At 59.4% G+C, this 17301-nt stretch carries 11 protein-coding genes; all 11 read right to left on the reverse strand.

What is annotated here, in order from left to right; all coding sequences use genetic code 11:
* Nucleotides 1–19 precede the first annotated feature (19 nt).
* Nucleotides 20–3571 carry a double-strand break repair helicase AddA gene (addA, locus tag QA644_RS19320; protein WP_283070097.1) on the reverse strand — a complete coding sequence of 1184 codons (3552 nt, stop codon included), beginning with the start codon at nucleotides 3569–3571 and terminating at the stop codon, nucleotides 20–22.
* Entirely contained in the window at nucleotides 3564–6758 is a 3195-nt protein-coding gene (gene addB / locus QA644_RS19325; RefSeq protein WP_283070099.1) for a double-strand break repair protein AddB, read from the reverse strand. Before addB ends, addA begins: the two co-directional genes overlap by 8 nt.
* A 3-nt stretch (nucleotides 6759–6761) precedes the next feature.
* On the reverse strand, nucleotides 6762–7496 hold the full coding sequence (locus QA644_RS19330) for a nucleotidyltransferase family protein (RefSeq protein WP_283070101.1): 735 nt from the start codon (nucleotides 7494–7496) through the stop codon (nucleotides 6762–6764).
* Nucleotides 7497–7520: 24 nt separating this feature from the next.
* Nucleotides 7521–9023, reverse strand: a complete 1503-nt coding sequence (tsaE, locus tag QA644_RS19335; RefSeq protein ID WP_283070103.1) for a tRNA (adenosine(37)-N6)-threonylcarbamoyltransferase complex ATPase subunit type 1 TsaE — start codon at nucleotides 9021–9023, stop codon at nucleotides 7521–7523.
* Nucleotides 9020–11599, reverse strand: coding sequence for a PAS domain-containing sensor histidine kinase (locus QA644_RS19340; protein WP_283070105.1), 2580 nt, complete (start codon nucleotides 11597–11599; stop codon nucleotides 9020–9022). The genes tsaE and QA644_RS19340 overlap by 4 nt, the downstream gene beginning before the upstream one ends.
* A 202-nt stretch (nucleotides 11600–11801) precedes the next feature.
* Entirely contained in the window at nucleotides 11802–13202 is a 1401-nt protein-coding gene (gene ahcY, locus QA644_RS19345) for an adenosylhomocysteinase (RefSeq protein ID WP_074066134.1), read from the reverse strand.
* Nucleotides 13203–13366: 164 nt separating this feature from the next.
* Nucleotides 13367–13642 (reverse strand): HPr family phosphocarrier protein, encoded by a 276-nt coding sequence (locus QA644_RS19350; protein WP_194730256.1) that lies wholly within the window; start codon nucleotides 13640–13642, stop codon nucleotides 13367–13369.
* A 17-nt stretch (nucleotides 13643–13659) separates the two neighbouring features.
* The gene (locus tag QA644_RS19355; RefSeq protein ID WP_074066135.1) at nucleotides 13660–14061 is read right to left on the reverse strand and encodes a PTS sugar transporter subunit IIA; all 402 of its coding nucleotides are present in this window, start codon (nucleotides 14059–14061) and stop codon (nucleotides 13660–13662) included.
* Between the two features lie 152 nt (nucleotides 14062–14213).
* Nucleotides 14214–14666 (reverse strand): serine/threonine protein kinase, encoded by a 453-nt coding sequence (locus tag QA644_RS19360; protein ID WP_194728532.1) that lies wholly within the window; start codon nucleotides 14664–14666, stop codon nucleotides 14214–14216.
* Entirely contained in the window at nucleotides 14663–16456 is a 1794-nt protein-coding gene (locus QA644_RS19365; protein WP_074066137.1) for a sensor histidine kinase, read from the reverse strand. The genes QA644_RS19360 and QA644_RS19365 overlap by 4 nt, the downstream gene beginning before the upstream one ends.
* Nucleotides 16457–16533: 77 nt before the next feature.
* Complete coding sequence (locus QA644_RS19370; protein ID WP_194730257.1) at nucleotides 16534–17265, reverse strand: response regulator transcription factor; 732 nt, start codon at nucleotides 17263–17265, stop codon at nucleotides 16534–16536.
* Nucleotides 17266–17301: the final 36 nt, after the last annotated feature.

Here is a 17301-nt window from a genome sequence, read left to right on the forward strand (position 1 = left end):
ACTTTCAATGTCCGGTATTTCACTTTGTTTTGAGTCCTGCAAGCGCCATTTCGAGCTCGCGCTCGGTCAAGGTATAAACAGTGGCGTTCTCGGTATAGACCAGCACGCAATCGATGTGCTTGCCGGGATAGAGCGGCGCCAGGATTTCGCGGTAGATCGCAAGCTGCGCCTGATGCGCAAAGGGAATGTCTTTTTGGGTCGCGGGCGGCACGCGATTGGTTTTATAGTCGAGAACGACGACGCGATCGTCGAATACGGCCAAGCGATCGACACGGCCGGAAACGGCATAGTGGCCCCCCTTCAAGGTGAGCGTCCCCATGATCGAGACTTCCGGCTGCGTGTGCACTGCAAAAATCGCCTGAAGGCTGTCCTCCGCCAATAGTTTCAGCACCGAATCGATCAGTCGCTGCCGTTCGGTTTCCGGCCAGAAACGTGCAGCACGGCTTGCGTAACGTGCAGCCGCGTCCGCTCTTTCGGCTGGAGTGATGTCCGGTAAAGTCTGCAGCATGCGATGGATCAGACGCCCCTTTTCCAACGACCGGTCGGAGCGTGTTTTTTCCGCAAAGAGCGGCGAATTGATCAAGAGGTCATCCGCCTCCTCATCGATGATGGTTCCGGCGCCGGATGGGCTGAGAGGTCTCGGCAACTGCCTTTGCGGCGGGAGCGGCCCGAGAATGCTGGAGGGCAAGGCCTCGCGCTCGTTCCGATCTTCCAGCTTCTCGGAGCGCTCGAACGTGCGGCCCACTTGCGGCACGCGCCATTTCACGCCCTGCCATTCACCGTCCGGTCCTTCGAAGGTTGCCGGTGTAACATGCGGGTGACTGTCTGCCATCGCTGATGAAATCATCATGTGCCACGTATCGCTGTTTGCCCTGACACCGCGATAACCGCAAACAACCAACCGGTCGGCGGCGCGTGTCATCGCTACATAGAGCAGCCGCCGGTATTCCTCTTCCGCCAATTTCTGAAGTCGTGCCGCATCGGCTTGCGTCATCGAATTGGCAAGGTCGCTGACCGGTACCCAGACAGGTATTGGAGGGGTTTCTGCATTTGTTTCGAGCAGGCGCAGTTTCGGCATGTGGCTATGCGTGAAAGCTTTGGAGCCGCCGTCGACAAGAAAAACGATCGGTGCTTCCAGCCCCTTAGAAGCATGCACGGTCATGATCCGAACCTCGTTGCGGCCCTTGTCCTGCTCACGCTTCACTTCGGGCGCTTCGAGTTCCAGCGTGGAGATGAAGGATTGCAGGCCGGGCAACCCCGAGCTTTCGTGATCAAACGTGAATGTGAGGAACTCGTCCAGAATATCGCTGACCTCGGTGCCGAGACGCGCGAGAAATTGCCGCCGGCCGCCGTGAACGCCAAGCAGACGCGAGTAAAAGTCGTGGACGGAGAGGTTTCGCGATTGATGAAGAAGTTGCGTGAGCTTTTCTGTCACGGTCGCATATCGCTCGTGACCGTCGAGTGCGAATTGTTGCAGGTGAGCCCACACGCTTGCATGGTCGCTACGCAGCGCAGCGAGTGCGAAGATATCGTCTTCCGATAGGTCGAACAGCGGGCTCTTGAGCACCGCCGCCAGTGAAAGATCATCCTGCGGCAACAAGAGGAAGCGGCCAAGCGCCAGCAAGTCCTGAACAGCGATATGGCTGGTCAGCCTGAGGCGGTCTGCGCCCGCGACCGGAATATTGTTGCGCCGTTTCAGTGCGCGGGTCAGGGCATTGACGAAGGCATCGCGCTTGCGGACCAGCACAAGGATATCACCCGCCCGAATAAGACGCTCCTTGCCCTTCTCGACGATCGTCTCGTGGCCGACAAGCCGCTCGATCGTATGGGCCATACGCCGGGCAAGAATAGCAGCTGGCGCGCTTTCGGGCGTCGCGTCAAAGGGCGCTGTCCAGTCTTCGTCCTTAACGGTGGCTTCGGGGGCGATCATCTCCCAGAGATCGACGGCACCTGGGTGACCGATGCGGCTAGAGCGGTGAACGACCGGTTCTTCGACGGCGCTGAGGCCTCGCGCGTTTTCGGATGATGTGAAGATATGGTCGACCGCAGCGAGAACGTCGGATGTCGAGCGAAAGGAAAGGGGCAGACGCACCGACGAAAACATTTGACCGCTTGCCGAGACCCGCCTCCTTGTACGTTCGCTCTCCTCGGAGAAACGTTCCGGGCGCGCGCCCTGGAAGGAATAGATCGATTGCTTCTCGTCGCCGACGGCAAACAGCGTCCGCACGGGCGGCCGCGCACTTTCGCCGGAAAAGAAATCTTCCGCCAGCGACTGGATCACGCTCCATTGGATTGGGCTCGTATCCTGCGCTTCATCGACCAGAATGTGATCGATACCCTGGTCGAGCTTATAGTGAATCCAAGGCCCGACGCCGCTTTTCGTCAGCAGATCCGCGGTGCGCGTGATGAGATCTTCGAAATCCAGCTGACTGCGCTGCTTTTTCAGCTCGTCATAGTCCCGGTTCAGCCGGTCGGCGAGGATAATCGCTGCATGCGTGGCATTGAACATCCGCATGATCTTGAGACGGTCGCGGCAGGCGACGATATGCGCGCGCGCTTCAGCGATCGCATCTGCAAGCTCAGGTGCATCGGAGAGCATGGCTTTGACGGTGAATTGCGAATCCGACTTAGGTTCGCCCTTCGCCGTCAGGAATATCTTTTCCAGCAATTCGGCGCGCTTTGTCGCATTCCGCTCATTGGAAGCCTGCCGCAAGCCATAGGCGACTTCCTGCGCTTTCGCGCCACCCTTTTGGGCTGTCAATGTCAGGTAAAGATCGAACGTCAGGCCGAAGAGACCCGGCAGCGGCCAGTATCGCGAGGTGATCTGGGCCTCTGTTTCGTCGGCGGATAGTTGCAGTTGCCTGCGCAGCGTGGTCGCAATCCCGCCTCGTTGCTCAGCCGCGGAAATGAAGCGGCGAATGGCGTTACGGCTGGCGACGATCTCGCCAAGTAGTGTCTCCAACCCGGTCTCGTCACCGAGATTGAGAATATAGGAGAAGGCATCGGCAAGGTCGGGATCCTGCTCGGGTGTCGTCGCGGTCAACAGCGAGCGGCGGGCATCGGCGAGCAATGTCGCTGCGGCGCGATCGTCGAGAACCGAGAAGTGTCCGGCGACATTGGCCTCCAGTGGAAACTGATGCAGCAAGGCCTCGCAAAAGGCATGGATGGTCTGGATTTTCAACCCGCCCGGCGTTTCCAGCGCCTTGGCAAAAAGCCGTCTCGCTTCGGCAAGCTTGAGTCGATCCGGCGTTTCGCCTTCGATCTGCGTTATCCGGTTTTTGAGTTCCTCGTCCGGCAGCACCGCCCACTCGGCCAAACGTGCGAAGACACGATTCGACATTTCGGATGCGGCGGCCTTGGTATAAGTGAGGCAGAGGATGGCCGAGGGCCGCGCACCGGAAAGCAGAAGGCGGATGACGCGCTGCGTCAGCACGTGCGTCTTGCCGGAACCGGCATTGGCCGAAACCCAGGCTGACCGCGACGGGTCGGAGGCAATCGACTGCTGGATCGTCGTCCAGCTTATCCACATGCCCGGATCGTCGCCTTCCGGAAGTGCGGTCGGATCACTCATCGCCGCCTCCTTCTTCGTTTTCGGCCGTCGACCATTCGGAAACGCGCGCAAGGTGATCGTAATCACCACCGAAATCGAACTGCTGCGCCGGAATTAACCGTGAAGTGAAGCCACGTTCGCCGGATTGCAGAAGAGACACGAATTTGACCAATTGATCGATCGATTCCTCTGCCAGATCGAGGGCCGATTTTGCCTTGTCGCTTCGAGTGGAAGTTTCATTGTTGACTACATCGGTGTCGAAACGGCTGCCGGGGCGAAGGCGCACATAGATGAGATCCTGCGGTGTCAGACTTCCGACGTCGCGAAAGGCGCCGGCGCTGAGGGCGGCGGCCTCAAGCGCCAACTGCGGGTCGAGCAGCGCGCGCGCCTGTGCGGGCGATGGATTGTATCCGGTCTTGTAGTCGATGATGTCGGCAGCGTTCGGCCCCGTCACATCGATGCGATCCGCAACGCCTGTCAACCGGATATTGATCGGTTCGAGTTCCACGCCGCCGCGCACTTCCGTATAAGTCTTGCGGATCGCCGGTCGGCGTTCGGCTTCCCATTCGAGGAATGCGCGCGCCACCTCCCTGAAACGCGGACGCCACACTGCATCAATGTGCGACGGCAGGTGCTCCATGTCGAAGAGCTCCATCAGAATGGTTTCCATTGCTTGCGCGGCTTCCGGCGTACCTGCAGCATGTCCTTCACGGACAAAGCGGTCGATGATCGTGTGATAGAGCGTCCCGCGTTCCGCAGCACCTGGATCGCGATTGAAGGGATCCACGGGGTCAAGCCGCAAGATGCGCCGGGCATAGATGGCATAAGGATCGCGCCGCAGGCGGCCAACTTCGCTGAAGGAATAGGATTTCGGCTGCAATTCAAGGGGCGGTGTAGGCGAGGGGCGTTGCGCGGGTGCTTGGCTCTTGCTCTCGTCCAGCAGGCTTACCCAATGCACGAAGCGGTCGCCGCGTGCTTTCAGTTCCCTTTCGAAAGCCTCGCCGCCCAGCGCCAGCAGCCGCTGAAGCCAGCGCGAAGCGACCGTCGGCGTCGAGCCTTGCCGCAGCGAGCGCGAATAGATCAGATGCCGGGTTCCGCTCGCCATTACGAAGTCATGGGCCAGTTGGCCGATGCGCCGCTCCGGCGGCTCGAGGCCGATTTCCGTCTTCATCGTGCGCGAAATGAAGGGATTGTTGGCCGTTTGGCCGGGCCAGGAGCCTTCATTCAGTCCACCCAGGATCAGCGTGTCGACGCTTTGCAGACGCGCCTCCAATGTGCCGAAAATGAAGACTCTTGGATGGCTGAGCGCGCGCGGTTTGACCGCCTGGCCGGCCGAAAGCGCCGCCATGATATCGATCCATTGCGGTCCATCGGCTTCGATCTGGCCCTCCGTCTCGATCACCTCTCCGAGCAGGCTTGCAAGTGAATCCCCCGCTTCACCAGCCCAGAGATTGGCGAGGTTGCCGCGTTCATCGACTGCCACAGCTTCGAGTGCACGTCCGGTCCGCTCCGCCCAATCGGAAAGAGTGAAGCTGGCCGTCAGTCCACGGCCATCCGGCCGGTGCCGGACAAGCGCGGATGCCAGCGGTTCGGTCGCATTCGACATCCGTCGGGCAAGATTGCGCGCTTGCTCCACCGCTTCCGGTGGCAGCGACCTGCGCCAATTCGGCGCGTGTCTGTCCCTTGCCTGCTCTGAAAGTTGATGCTCCAGCAAAGGCTCCAACGCGCTGATATCAACCGTGGCAACACCGCCACGCAGGGCGAGCAGTTCGAGTGCTTCGACGGCTTGCGTGAGCGCGCCGCGTTCGAGGCCGAAGCGGGCCAGCGGATGCTTGAGCAATGCTACGATTGTGACTGGATCGCCGGGCCGGAGCGTTGCCTCGAGGAGCAGTTGAAGGAGTGTTCCCTGCAGCATAGCCGCAAGTGGCGTACCGGCCGAGTCGTCGGCCAGGATGCCGAAACGGGAGAGGTCTGCCATCACGCGCCGGGCCAGATTGCGGTCCGGTGTGATAAGCGCTGTCTGGCTGTCGCCGTTTCGTCCGGGCTGCTCCAGTGCCAGCCGCAAGGCTATGGCGATCGCCGTCGCTTCTTCACGTTCGTTTGTGGCTTCGATCAGCGAGACATCGGCAAAGGCAGCCGCCAATGCATCGTCCGGGAGTTCCTTCTTCCACTCGCCCCAATTGCTCGTCGCTTCCGCTGGAGCGAGCGCACGGGAAAGAATTTCTGCGCGGCGATGCAGATCTTGTTCCGCCTCCTCGATCGCAACGACATCGCCGCGCGTGAGGTTCAGCCGTTTGAGGAGGGACGAAAGGCCATATTGTGGGTGGCTTCGGCTCGCGGGGTTGGTCCGCTCCCCAGCGGTAATCTCTGGCGCAACCATCTGCCAATGCGCATCCGGCATGGATAGATCGAGGCCCGGAAGGACGATCACGCCCTCAGGCAGATTGGCGACGGCAGCGATGAGATCGGCCGTTGCCGGCATCGAGCCAGTGGACCCGGCAATAATAATCGGTCCGGCAGGTTTTGCCGTTGCGAGCCGGTGGGCTTCCGTACGCAGGATTGCATTGCGATGGCGTGCCGGTGACGATTTTCCGAGTTCGGCAAGCCGTTCCGGCCAGAAAGCGATGGCGATCTGCAGAAATTCGGCCGTCAACTGCCACCACAGAGCGTGATCTTCGGCATCGAGTTTCGTGAGTTCCGACCACTCGCGATCCTCGGTCTCGATGGAATCGATCAGTTCGGCAAGATTGCGTGCGAGCCAGATCGCGTCTGCCGGGCTCGCCGGCGCGGCCAAGGGCGAATCGGCGTGGATACGCCGCACGATCTCTGGCAGCCTGTTGCGCCAGGCGAGGATGAGGCGGGCAAGCTCCAGCAGGCGCGCCGTATTCGAAAGCGGCTGCGCGAGATCGAGGGTTGCAGGCAGCGCCTCCTCGAAATAGCCGCTGTCGTCATCCGTCTCGCCGAGCGGCCGGATAACCGGGAGGATCGCCGAACGGCCGCCGAGAAGATCGACGAACTCCGAACGCAGCACGCGGGCGGCGCGTCGCGTTGGCAGGTAGATCGTTACTTTGGAGAGCGAAAGCGGATCATCCGGATCGTGCCGGAAGAGCGGCGTCAATCCCCCGTCGCAGAGCGTTGCGGCAAGCGTCTTCAGGAAAGGCAGAGCTGCCGGGATCGTTAGAACGCGAGGCTGGTGCCGTTCGGCCATCCGTTACACAAACGTCCGGAAGCGCCGGATCGTTTCCTCCGCTTCGCCGATCGCCTCCGGCGTGCCGACTGTCAGCCAATGGCCTTCGAGCATCATGCCAAAAAGCCGTCCGCGCTCGATCGCCTTGTCGAAATAGATATTGATATTGAACGGGTCATCGGCGGGAGCATCGTCCAAAAACGATGTGTCCATGACGATTGCACCGGCATAGACGACGGGGTTCGGACCGCTTTCACGATAGCGGGTAAGCCTGCCATCCGGGGCGAGGTTGAAATCATTCTTGCCATTGTGGCCGGTCGTATCCGCGAGTTTGACGCAGAGCATGGCCATATCCATGCGGTTTGCATCGAAGAATCCGGCTAAACGACGAAGGTTGCTCGGCCGGTCAGGCCATTCACCGATCCAGAAAAGATCGGCATTGGTGACGAAAACCGTGCCGCGACCAAGGAGCTTGAGGCCCTTTGCCAGGCCGCCGCCATTGTTCATCAATCGGTCGCGCTCGTCGGAAATGATGATATCGAGCGCTTTGTAAGAATTCAGATGTGCGAGCATCTGATCGGCGAGATGATGGACGTTGACGACCGCCTTCTCAACGCCTGCCTCCGCAAGCGAATCCAGTGCATAGTCGATCATCGGCTTGCCGTCGATTTTCACCAGCGGCTTCGGGATTGTATCGGTGATTGGGCGCATGCGGGTGCCAAGGCCGGCAGCCAGCACCATGGCTTGTTTGATGGTCATCTGATCCGGAACTTATGATTCGCTTTAACCTATTCCAGCCCTTGCGCACCAATCGCGCAAGGGGGCAAGCGCTTCATGGTCAAGCGCCACCTTAAGATAGGAGAGCGTGCGGGGCATGTGTTTCGTATAGCCGGGCTTTCCGTCGCGCTGCAACAGCCGCACCCAGAGACCGGCAAGCTTGCAGTTACGCTGAGCCGACATGATCGCCCAGCTTTTCAGGAAGCCGGCTTCGTCAAAATTGCCCTGTGCGCGGCGAAAAGCCAAATAGTCGTCCATGAGCTGCCTGAACAGGGCAGGTTCGATGGTGACGCGCGCATCCTGCACGATGGATGCAAGATCATAGGCGGTCGGGCCAATCATGGCGTCCTGAAAATCGATGAGGCCGATCTTCTGAATGCCTTTTTGTCCTTCGCGCCAGATGATGTTTGGTGAATGGAAGTCCCGGAGCAACAGATTTTTTTCTGCCGATGCGAGTTCATCGATGAGCCTATCCCAGATCGCCAGATATTCATCACGCTCGGCATCGCTGGCAGCTGTACCGCGCTTCCAGGGGAGATACCAGTCGAGAACAAGGCGCACTTCCATCTTCATGGCGGTGCGGTCAAAATCGGGAATGTGGTGGATGTGGCTATCGGTGACGCGGATATCCTGCGGAATCTTCATCCCGTGCAAATGCGCAAGACAGGCGACACTTTGTCGGTAACGCGATGCGATGGGCTTGCCGCCCTCATCAAGCACGCCATCGCTGCCGAGATCTTCGATCAGCAGAATGCCCTCGGCATAGTCGACCTCATAGATCTCTGGCGTTGCAAAGCCTCTTTCGCGCAGCACATTGGCAATTGCAACGAAGGGATAGGCATTCTCGGCAATATGGGCAACCTTCGGATAAGGCTTTCCGTCGAGTACCGCCGGTCCCTCGGGAAGCGGCGGCCAATCCATCAGTATCTTGCGGTCCTGGCGATCCGGATAGACCGCTTCGTAGGCGCGCAGCGACGCATCACCCGTCAGGAAGCGGCGCTTTGCGATCGGGTGCCCGGCTTTTGCGAGAAAAGCGCGGATTGCGAGAACGCGGCGGATTCTCTGCATCTGTGCGGGCGGTGCGCAAATCGTTGCGCGCCGGCCCCTGCCTTCATGCTCAAGTTTCATCACGATACGATCGGCGGGCAATTCGTCTTCTGCCATTTCCGGCCATTCGACAAGGCAGATACCGTTCTGAAGCGCTTCGTCGAAGCCGAGTTCCTCCAACTCCGCACCGTGAGCGAGGCGGTAGAGATCGAAATGCGAAACCGGAAACCGCAAATCGTAGGATTGAACCAGCGTAAATGTCGGGCTCGGGACCTCAAGCCGCTCGTCATCCGCCATGGCGCGGAGAAACGCACGGGCAAGGGATGATTTTCCAGCGCCGAGATCTCCCGAAAGTGCCAGGCAATCGCCAGTCTTTAGCGCGAGCGCCAAATCTTCCCCAAGGCGGATTGTTGCCGCCTCGTCTTCCAGGAAAAGGGAGATTGTGCCGCCCTTCGTGATCATTCTGCTGCTGCGACGGAATGCGGCAGGTTGACCGAGGGAATCCGGCAAATAACCTTCGTGCCTTTGCCCGGCTGGCTATCGATCGAAACCCTGCCGTTATGTAGGCTGACGAAACTGTCAACAATCGAAAGGCCAAGGCCTGCACCGCCGCGCTTGCCGCTTTTTGCGCCCGTGGCAAAACGATCGAAGACTGTCGCGATCATGTCCTGCGGAATACCGGGGCCGCGGTCGCTGACGGAGAAGACGAAATCCGTGCCCTCGCGATGGCATTCGAGAGAGATTGCCGCACCTTCCGGTGAAAAATTCGCAGCATTGGAAAGCAGCTTCAATAGGATTTGTTTCAAGCGCTGGGGATCGGCGACGATCGAGCCAAGATAGGCAGGCGCTGTGATCTCCAGCGTCACGCCGCTTTCCTGCAGCCGGTCGGCAATCTGCATGGAGACATCATCAAGAAGATCGTTGAGGTCGATTTCCGAATAGTTGAGCCTCATAATGCCGGCATCGACGGTGGCAAGATCGAGAATATCGTTGACAAGCGTCAGCAGCACGGACGAGGACGTCGAAATGTGGTCGATATATTCAGCCTGACGCTCGTTCAGCGGTCCGACACTCGGGGTGCGCAGCAGGTCGGCAAAGCCGATGATATTGGTCAGTGGTGAGCGCAGCTCATAGGAGACATGCTGGACGAAATCGTTCTTCAGCTCGTCGGCCTTGCGCAGCGCCTCGTTCTTCTCAGTCAGCGCACGCTCAGCGCGGACGCTGTCGGTCATGTTGACGAAAGTCAGCATCGTCTGGGCGTTCGGCAACGGAATGACGGCGTAGTCCAGCACAAGGCCAGAGAGCAATTCCAGTGTTCCCTGACTGGAACGGCGTTCGTCATCGAAGCTGGTAATCAGCTCCGCAAAGGTTTTCCAGCCGTCCGGCCGGTCATAGGACTGTAAGCACGTTTCGCCGATCCCACGAATATGCGTTCCCGGCTTGGCCTCGGCTTCGGTAATGCCCCAGAGCATACGGAAGGCCGGGTTCGAAAGGCGAATACGGCCGTCGGCTCCGAAAACGGCGACGCCTTCGGAGAGATGGTCGATCGTTTCGCCTTGGACCTTCACCAGTGTGTTGTATCTCGTTTCGAGAGCGACCTGTTCGGTTAAATTCTCGAAAACCCAGGTTGCGCCGCCTTGGGGATGTGCGGTCGCAAAGACCCGCAGCGTCTGACCGTTCGGCAGATGCCAGAGGTCCGTTTGCGTATCGAGTGCCCGATAGACGGAAAGTGCGGTTTCTTTCCAGCTTTTCCAGTTGAGCTGATCTGGAAGCTTCTTTGCGGCGCGCAATCGCTCCAGCAACTCGGCGTTGTCGGGCTTACGTTCGAGGAAAGCGATATCGAGTTCCCAGAGCGCGACGAAGGCCTGATTATAAAACTGCAAACGGCGCTCGCCATCGAAGATCGCTACAGGCGTCGCAAGATGGTCGAGTGTCTCGGCATGGCTTTTCAGCGTCCGCTCAAGCTCGGCGCGGACGGATGCGGCTTCAGAAACGTCGATCGCTATTCCCGCGGAACCGCTTGGCAACTTCACGTCAACGACGTCGAAAAAGGTGCGATTGCCGCGGACGACCGTCGAAATCTTGTCGTGGAAGGGTGATTCGGGCGTCGCCGCAACGCGGATGTGTTCGCGGGCGACCGTCGTCAGGAATTCCCGCCCCTCATTGATCGCGTGCTGGGGCGACGTCGCCTCGACCGCATCGCCATAGGCCTGATTGACCCAGGTGAGGCGCCCTTCGGTATCGCGCTGCCAGGCGGGCAGGTCGATCGCATCGAGCAGGTTCTGGAAGGCCGAGATCGAGGACATCAGCCGGTCGCGCTCGATCTTCAATTCGGCAAGCTCGGCGCGGAGATTGTTGAGCGCCACGAAACGCACGAAGGCGCGACCACCGGAAACCCGGCCTTGCGCCTCGAGGATTTCTTCGCGACTGGTTTCGACAACCATATCGAAGCTCTGTGCAACACCACGTAGACGATCAATCGCTCTTTCGAGCTCTGTAGCGGAACGGGGTTTCAGCCAGAGGCCGAACGCCAGGAATTCGCTGTCCTGCGGCGCACCGGTTTCGGCTGGAAGCTGGCCAAGCAGTTCCGGCCGCTCATTGCCGTCCCAGACGACGATGCGGCGATTCTTGTCGGCGATCAGCGCCTGGTATTGCGAAATGCGCTGATGCGCATCGGAAAGGGCGGACCGGATTTCACGGCTTTCGTTTTCAAGATTACCGCGCTGGCGCACGAGCCAGAGAGTCGAAAGCAGGGCTGCGGAAATGACGCCGATCACGACGGAAAAGCCGACGACCTGCGAAGACGTGAAAAGATGTGCGGATGCTGCTGCTTCGGATTCGACTTGGGCCAGCACCGGCCGCGCCAATGCTGCGATTGCCGTTCCGCCTGCGCAAATCCTCGCGAGCCGCGTCAGTGACCCCGAGCTTTGCTTCACGGCTTTTCTGGCCGTATGTTTTCGGCCTGCCTCGTGTGAACGGATGTCAGGCCAAGCGCCCTCGTCCGCCTGTCCCGGCAGGCTGTGATTCATTTCCGACATCAGCGGTATGTCTCCGTCCTTCAATGTGCCGCATCACGACAAGACATCCCATTTTCGGGCAAACCGGATACCTCCGCGCCACGAATCGAGTTCTAGAACAATACTTCGGAAGGGAATCGGCGGGAAGGTGGGATCCAAAAAATAGGGATGCCGCATTTGTCAATGCGGCATCCCCAAGATGTTGTGGATATTGTTGCCGAGGTTAATATCTGTAGTGGTCGGACTTGAAAGGACCCTTCGGCGAGACGCCGATATAGGCGGCCTGTTCTTCAGAAAGCTGCGTCAGTTTCACGCCAAGCTTGTCGAGGTGCAGGCGGGCAACCTTCTCGTCGAGATGCTTCGGCAGAATATAGACCTTGTTTTCATACTGACCGGGCTTGGTGAAGAGCTCGATCTGCGCCAGCGTCTGGTTGGTGAAGGAGGCCGACATCACGAAGGACGGATGGCCTGTCGCGTTGCCGAGATTGAGCAGGCGGCCTTCCGAGAGAAGGATAATGCGATTGCCCTTCGGGAACTCGATCAGATCGACCTGCGGCTTTACATTCGTCCACTTGAGGTTACGGAGTGCCGCGACTTCGATTTCATTGTCGAAGTGGCCGATATTGCCGACGATCGCCATGTCCTTCATCTGACGCATATGGTCGATGCGGATGACATCCTTGTTTCCGGTCGTGGTGACGAAGATATCAGCCGACGGGACGACGTCCTCGAGCAGCACGACTTCGTAACCGTCCATCGCTGCCTGCAGCGCGCAGATCGGATCGGCTTCCGTGACCTTGACGCGGGCGCCGGCGCCGGAAAGCGATGCCGCTGAACCCTTGCCGACGTCGCCATAGCCGCAGACGACGGCAACCTTACCGGCCATCATGACGTCGGTGGCGCGGCGGATGCCGTCAACCAGCGATTCCTTGCAGCCATACTTGTTGTCGAATTTCGACTTGGTGACCGAGTCGTTGACGTTGATCGCCGGGAAAGGCAGCAGACCCTTCTGGCTGAGCTGGTAGAGGCGGTTGACGCCGGTGGTGGTTTCTTCCGTGACGCCCTTGACCGCATCACGCTGCTTCGTGAACCAGCCCGGTGAAGCGGCAAGCCGCTTCTTGATCTGTGCGAAGAGGATCTCTTCTTCTTCGGAATGCGGGTGCGAGAGTACATCTTCGCCGGCTTCGGCACGCGCGCCGAGCAGGATGTACATGGTGGCATCGCCACCATCGTCGAGGATCATGTTGGAGAGGCCGCCATCGGCCCACTGGAAGATCTTGTCGGTGTAGACCCAGTAATCTTCGAGCGACTCGCCCTTGACGGCAAAAACCGGTACGCCGGATGCGGCGATTGCGGCAGCGGCATGGTCCTGGGTCGAAAAGATGTTGCAGGAAGCCCAGCGGACTTCTGCGCCGAGCGCGGCGAGCGTTTCGATCAGAACGGCCGTCTGGATCGTCATGTGCAGCGAGCCGGTGATGCGCGCGCCCTTCAGCGGCTTTGACGGGCCGAATTCGGCCCGACAAGACATGAGGCCCGGCATTTCAGTTTCGGCGATCGAAATTTCCTTGCGGCCGAAATCCGCCAGACCGATATCGGCGACGACATAATCTCTTTCAGTGCTCATCGAGGTCTCCAGCTGAATAGCGTCTCATAAGCGCGCAGTTGACGGCGCGATAGCTCGAACGCGTGCATTGACGCACGGCCATGCTCGCCGTGTAGCAGGCTTCGCAGGCGATGGCAATAAGGATATAAAGAAGTCTTTATATGTTTATATGAAGCCCGGAAGGCTTACATTTCTTCGCCGAACTTGTCCTGGATCAATCGATCCAATGCGTTCAGCGCTTCGGCGGCCTGGTTGCCGCTCGCGGAAACGAGAACGGTCGTGCCCGGACTCGCGGCAAGCATCATCAAGCCCATGATCGAGGTGCCGCCGACCGTCATTCCGTCCTTGGAGACAGTAACGGCAGCGTCGAATGTTTCGACCATTTGGACGAATTTGGCGGAGGCGCGCGCATGAAGGCCGCGCTTGTTGACGATGAGCAGTTCCCGGGAAAACGAGGTCATGGCGGGACTTGTTTTCATCACTTGCCACTCAGAACGCGGCTGGCGACGTTGATGTATTTCCGCCCGGCCTCCGACGCTTCGATGAGCGCCTTTTCCATGTTGTTTTCGCCCCGCACGCCAGCAAGCTTGATCAGCATCGGCAAGTTCATGCCGGCAATCACTTCGGTATGACCGCTGCTCATGACCGAAATAGCGAGATTGGAAGGAGTACCCCCGAACATATCGGTCAGGATGACGACGCCGTGGCCATCGTCCGCGCTAGAGACCGCCTGCAAGATATCCTGCCGTCTCTGATCCATATCGTCTTCGGGGCCGATGCAGACCGTCTCGATAAATTTCTGAGGACCGACGACATGCTCCACAGCATGACGAAACTCTTCAGCCAGCTTGCCATGAGTGACAAGCACAAGTCCGATCATGATTCAACTGCTCCCAATGGCATATAAACGGTGGCCCCAATATCGCAACGCAGCAATCGCGTCCACCGGTGGGGGCACATCTTGGCCATCAAAAGCCGAAGTGCAAGATAAAAATGCAGACATATGCGGCGAATGCGCCTATGCGGCAGGCATTATCGGCCGATGTCCGGTGCCATGGCCATCAAAATCGCGAGAGGTACTGGAGCGTTTGGCAGCAAGCGCAGAGCCGGCAGCGAAAAGCCTTCTGCGAATTGCGCGACGTCGTTGTCAGGCGGCAGACGATTTTCGCCCGACGTACTGCCGGGCAGCACGGCATAATGCATCGGGGCGAGCGGAACGCTTTCGCACTTGACGATGCCGGTGCCGCGCAGCTCGATCAAACCAGAGATTGCGGGAGGTCGTTCAGCGATCATCTGTCCATCGCGTTTGGACAGAAATACCTGATCGTCGGCGACCAGTGAGGCGGGCAGCCCCATCCGTTTGGCTTCCGTGATGCACGTGAATGCCAGCATGGATTTACCCCAGCCGGAGGGGCCGACAAAGAGCAGGCCGGTCTTGTTGACGACGATCGCCGTGGCGTTGATGTTGAAAGTTGCGCCCGTCATGATGACACCGAGACTGCGGGCAGGGCGAGAATGAAGCGGGCGCCAAGCACTTCTGCCGTTTCTGCATCGATGATGTTTTCGGCACGCAACGAGCCGCCATGTGCCTCCGCGATCTGACGGCTGATCGACAGGCCAAGACCGGAATTTTGCCCGAACCCTTCTGACTCGGGCCGGTCGGTATAGAAGCGCTCAAAGATGCGGTCGATATTTTCAGCCTGGATGCCCGGACCGTTGTCTTCGATATAGACAATGCAGCGCGACCGCGTGCGGAACAGCCGGACGGTGATCTTGCCGCCTTCATCCGGAACGAAGGAGCGGGCATTCTCGATGAGGTTGGTAATGATCTGGCCGATACGGAGATCATGACCATTGACGACGAAACGCGTCTTGACGCCGGGCTTGCGTTCGATCGCGAGCTCGATCTGTACCTCTTTGTTCTTGTGGCGAATCTGCCTTGAAACCTCCACCAGATCGCTGAGGAATACCTCGAGATCGACGGATCGGGCATCGACACGGGCAAGTTCGGCATCGAGGCGCGAGGCGTCGGAGATATCGCTGATGAGGCGATCGAGGCGGCGGACGTCGTGCTGGATCACATCCATCAACCGCTTCTTGGAATCGTCCGACTTGGCTAGCGGCAGCGTTTCCACGGCGCTGCGAAGCGAGGTCAATGGGTTCTTGAGCTCATGGCTGACATCGGCGGCAAAGCTCTCGATCGCATCGATACGGTCATAAAGTGCGGTGGTCATCTCGCGGAGCGCGATCGAAAGGTTGCCGATCTCGTCCTGGCGGGCCGAGAAATCCGGGATTTCCTCGCGCTCCTTTGCGCCGCGCCGGACGCGGATCGCCGCAGCCGAGAGACGGCGAAGCGGATTGGCGATGGTCGACGAAAGGACCAGCGACAACAGAACGTTGACGAGTGTCGCCACACCGAAGACGCGCATGATCGCCAAGCGTTCGGCATGAACGATGTTGTCGATGTCACCGGCCTGCGTCGAAAGCAGCAGAACGCCGAGCACGGCACGAAAACGCTGGATCGGGACAGCTACAGAGACGATGAGTGCGCCCTTGTCAGTGGTGCGTACAACGGCGCCGCGCACTCCCGTCAACGCATTCATCACTTCCGGATAGATCGACCCGTCGCCACCCGGCGCTTCCTTGTAGACCGGCAGATTCCCAGGCTGGAGCGCCTTGTTGAAAAGCGTTGTAAGCCATTCAGCCCAAGTCTGCTTCTCTTCCTCCACCGGCGGCAGGTCGAAGCGCAAGACCTGACCTCGCGAATAGAGATGGCGCGAATCGAGAAGCAAGTTGGCATCGGCATCAAAGATACGGGCACGCGTCCGCGTGGGCGAAATCAGCCGTCTGAGAACCGGTGCTACCTTTTCCGGATCGATCGGGAATTCAAGATCCTCATCATTCGGGACGGGCGTAATGCTCTGCCCGGCCTGCAGTTCGAGAAGCTTCTGCGGATCGATGGTGATCGAGTTCGTATCGACGGAGGCCGATGCCGAAACCGCACCGGCGATGATTTCGCCCTGCGTGAGCAAGCTCTCGACGCGGGCGTCGATCAGGCCCTCGCGAAACTGGTTGAGGTAAAGAATGCCGCCGACCAGGACGAGCAGTGCTGCGAGATTGAAGAAGAGGATGCGGCGCGTCAGGCTCGAAAAGACCGCATTGCCGAAGATGCGGCGAATGATGGTGAAGGGATGCGACCAGCGCCTTCCCCTGACACGGCGGCCGCTCAAGCCTTCCGCGTCATCCAAATCCCTTTCCTGCACCAACTGTGCCAACGACAGGCCCTTTCGGAGGGCGTGGCGGTCTCCCGCCTCCAGCCCTCGACAATACTCATGCGCCGCGCCGACAGGCGTCAGGCTGCTTCGCGGAAGCGGTATCCCACTCCGTAAAGCGTTTCAATCATATCAAAGTCGGTATCGACCATCTTGAATTTCTTGCGAAGCCGCTTGATGTGGCTGTCGATGGTACGGTCGTCGACATAGACCTGTTCGTCATAGGCCGCGTCCATTAGCGCGTCGCGGCTTTTCACCACGCCCGGCCGCTGTGCGAGCGAGTGAAGGATCAGGAACTCGGTTACCGTCAGCGTCACCGGTTCGCTCTTCCATGTGCAGGTATGGCGTTCCTGGTCCATCACCAGCTGGCCGCGTTCGAGTGAGCGCGCGAGCTGGGCAGCGCCTGTTTTTGGCGCGGCGCCAGCGCCAGCAACCGTCGTTGTTTCCCGGCTGGAAGCGCGGCGAAGCACGGCGCGGACCCGTTCCACGAGCAGTCGCTGGGAGAAGGGCTTGGTGATGAAGTCATCGGCGCCCATCTTCAGGCCGAACAGTTCGTCGATCTCCTCGTCCTTGGAAGTGAGGAAAATCACCGGCATATCGGATTTCTGCCGCAACCGGCGCAAGAGCTCCATTCCATCCATGCGCGGCATCTTGATATCGAAGATAGCGAGTTGCGGAGGGCGCGCGATAAGGCCATCGAGGGCCGAGGCGCCATCCGTATAGGTTTCGACCTTGTATCCTTCGGCTTCCAGTGCGATCGACACGGAAGTCAGGATGTTGCGGTCGTCGTCAACGAGCGCGATTGTCGCCATGGTGTTCGTCTCCGTCATCTATGCGCATCTCCCGGA

It is taken from the genome of Rhizobium sp. CC1099 (assembly GCF_029714385.1).
In the GTDB taxonomy this organism is placed as follows: Bacteria; Pseudomonadota; Alphaproteobacteria; order Rhizobiales; family Rhizobiaceae; genus Rhizobium.

Coding starts and splice junctions, on each gene's coding strand:
- QA644_RS19360 (WP_194728532.1), bottom strand. CDS start 14,666: ATGACGGGCGCAACTTTCAACATCAACGCCACGGCGATCGTCGTCAAC.
- QA644_RS19330 (WP_283070101.1), bottom strand. CDS start 7,496: ATGACCATCAAACAAGCCATGGTGCTGGCTGCCGGCCTTGGCACCCGC.
- addA (WP_283070097.1), bottom strand. CDS start 3,571: ATGAGTGATCCGACCGCACTTCCGGAAGGCGACGATCCGGGCATGTGG.
- QA644_RS19370 (WP_194730257.1), bottom strand. CDS start 17,265: ATGGCGACAATCGCGCTCGTTGACGACGACCGCAACATCCTGACTTCC.
- ahcY (WP_074066134.1), bottom strand. CDS start 13,202: ATGAGCACTGAAAGAGATTATGTCGTCGCCGATATCGGTCTGGCGGAT.
- QA644_RS19355 (WP_074066135.1), bottom strand. CDS start 14,061: ATGATCGGACTTGTGCTTGTCACTCATGGCAAGCTGGCTGAAGAGTTT.
- tsaE (WP_283070103.1), bottom strand. CDS start 9,023: ATGATCACGAAGGGCGGCACAATCTCCCTTTTCCTGGAAGACGAGGCG.
- addB (WP_283070099.1), bottom strand. CDS start 6,758: ATGGCCGAACGGCACCAGCCTCGCGTTCTAACGATCCCGGCAGCTCTG.
- QA644_RS19340 (WP_283070105.1), bottom strand. CDS start 11,599: ATGTCGGAAATGAATCACAGCCTGCCGGGACAGGCGGACGAGGGCGCT.
- QA644_RS19350 (WP_194730256.1), bottom strand. CDS start 13,642: ATGACCTCGTTTTCCCGGGAACTGCTCATCGTCAACAAGCGCGGCCTT.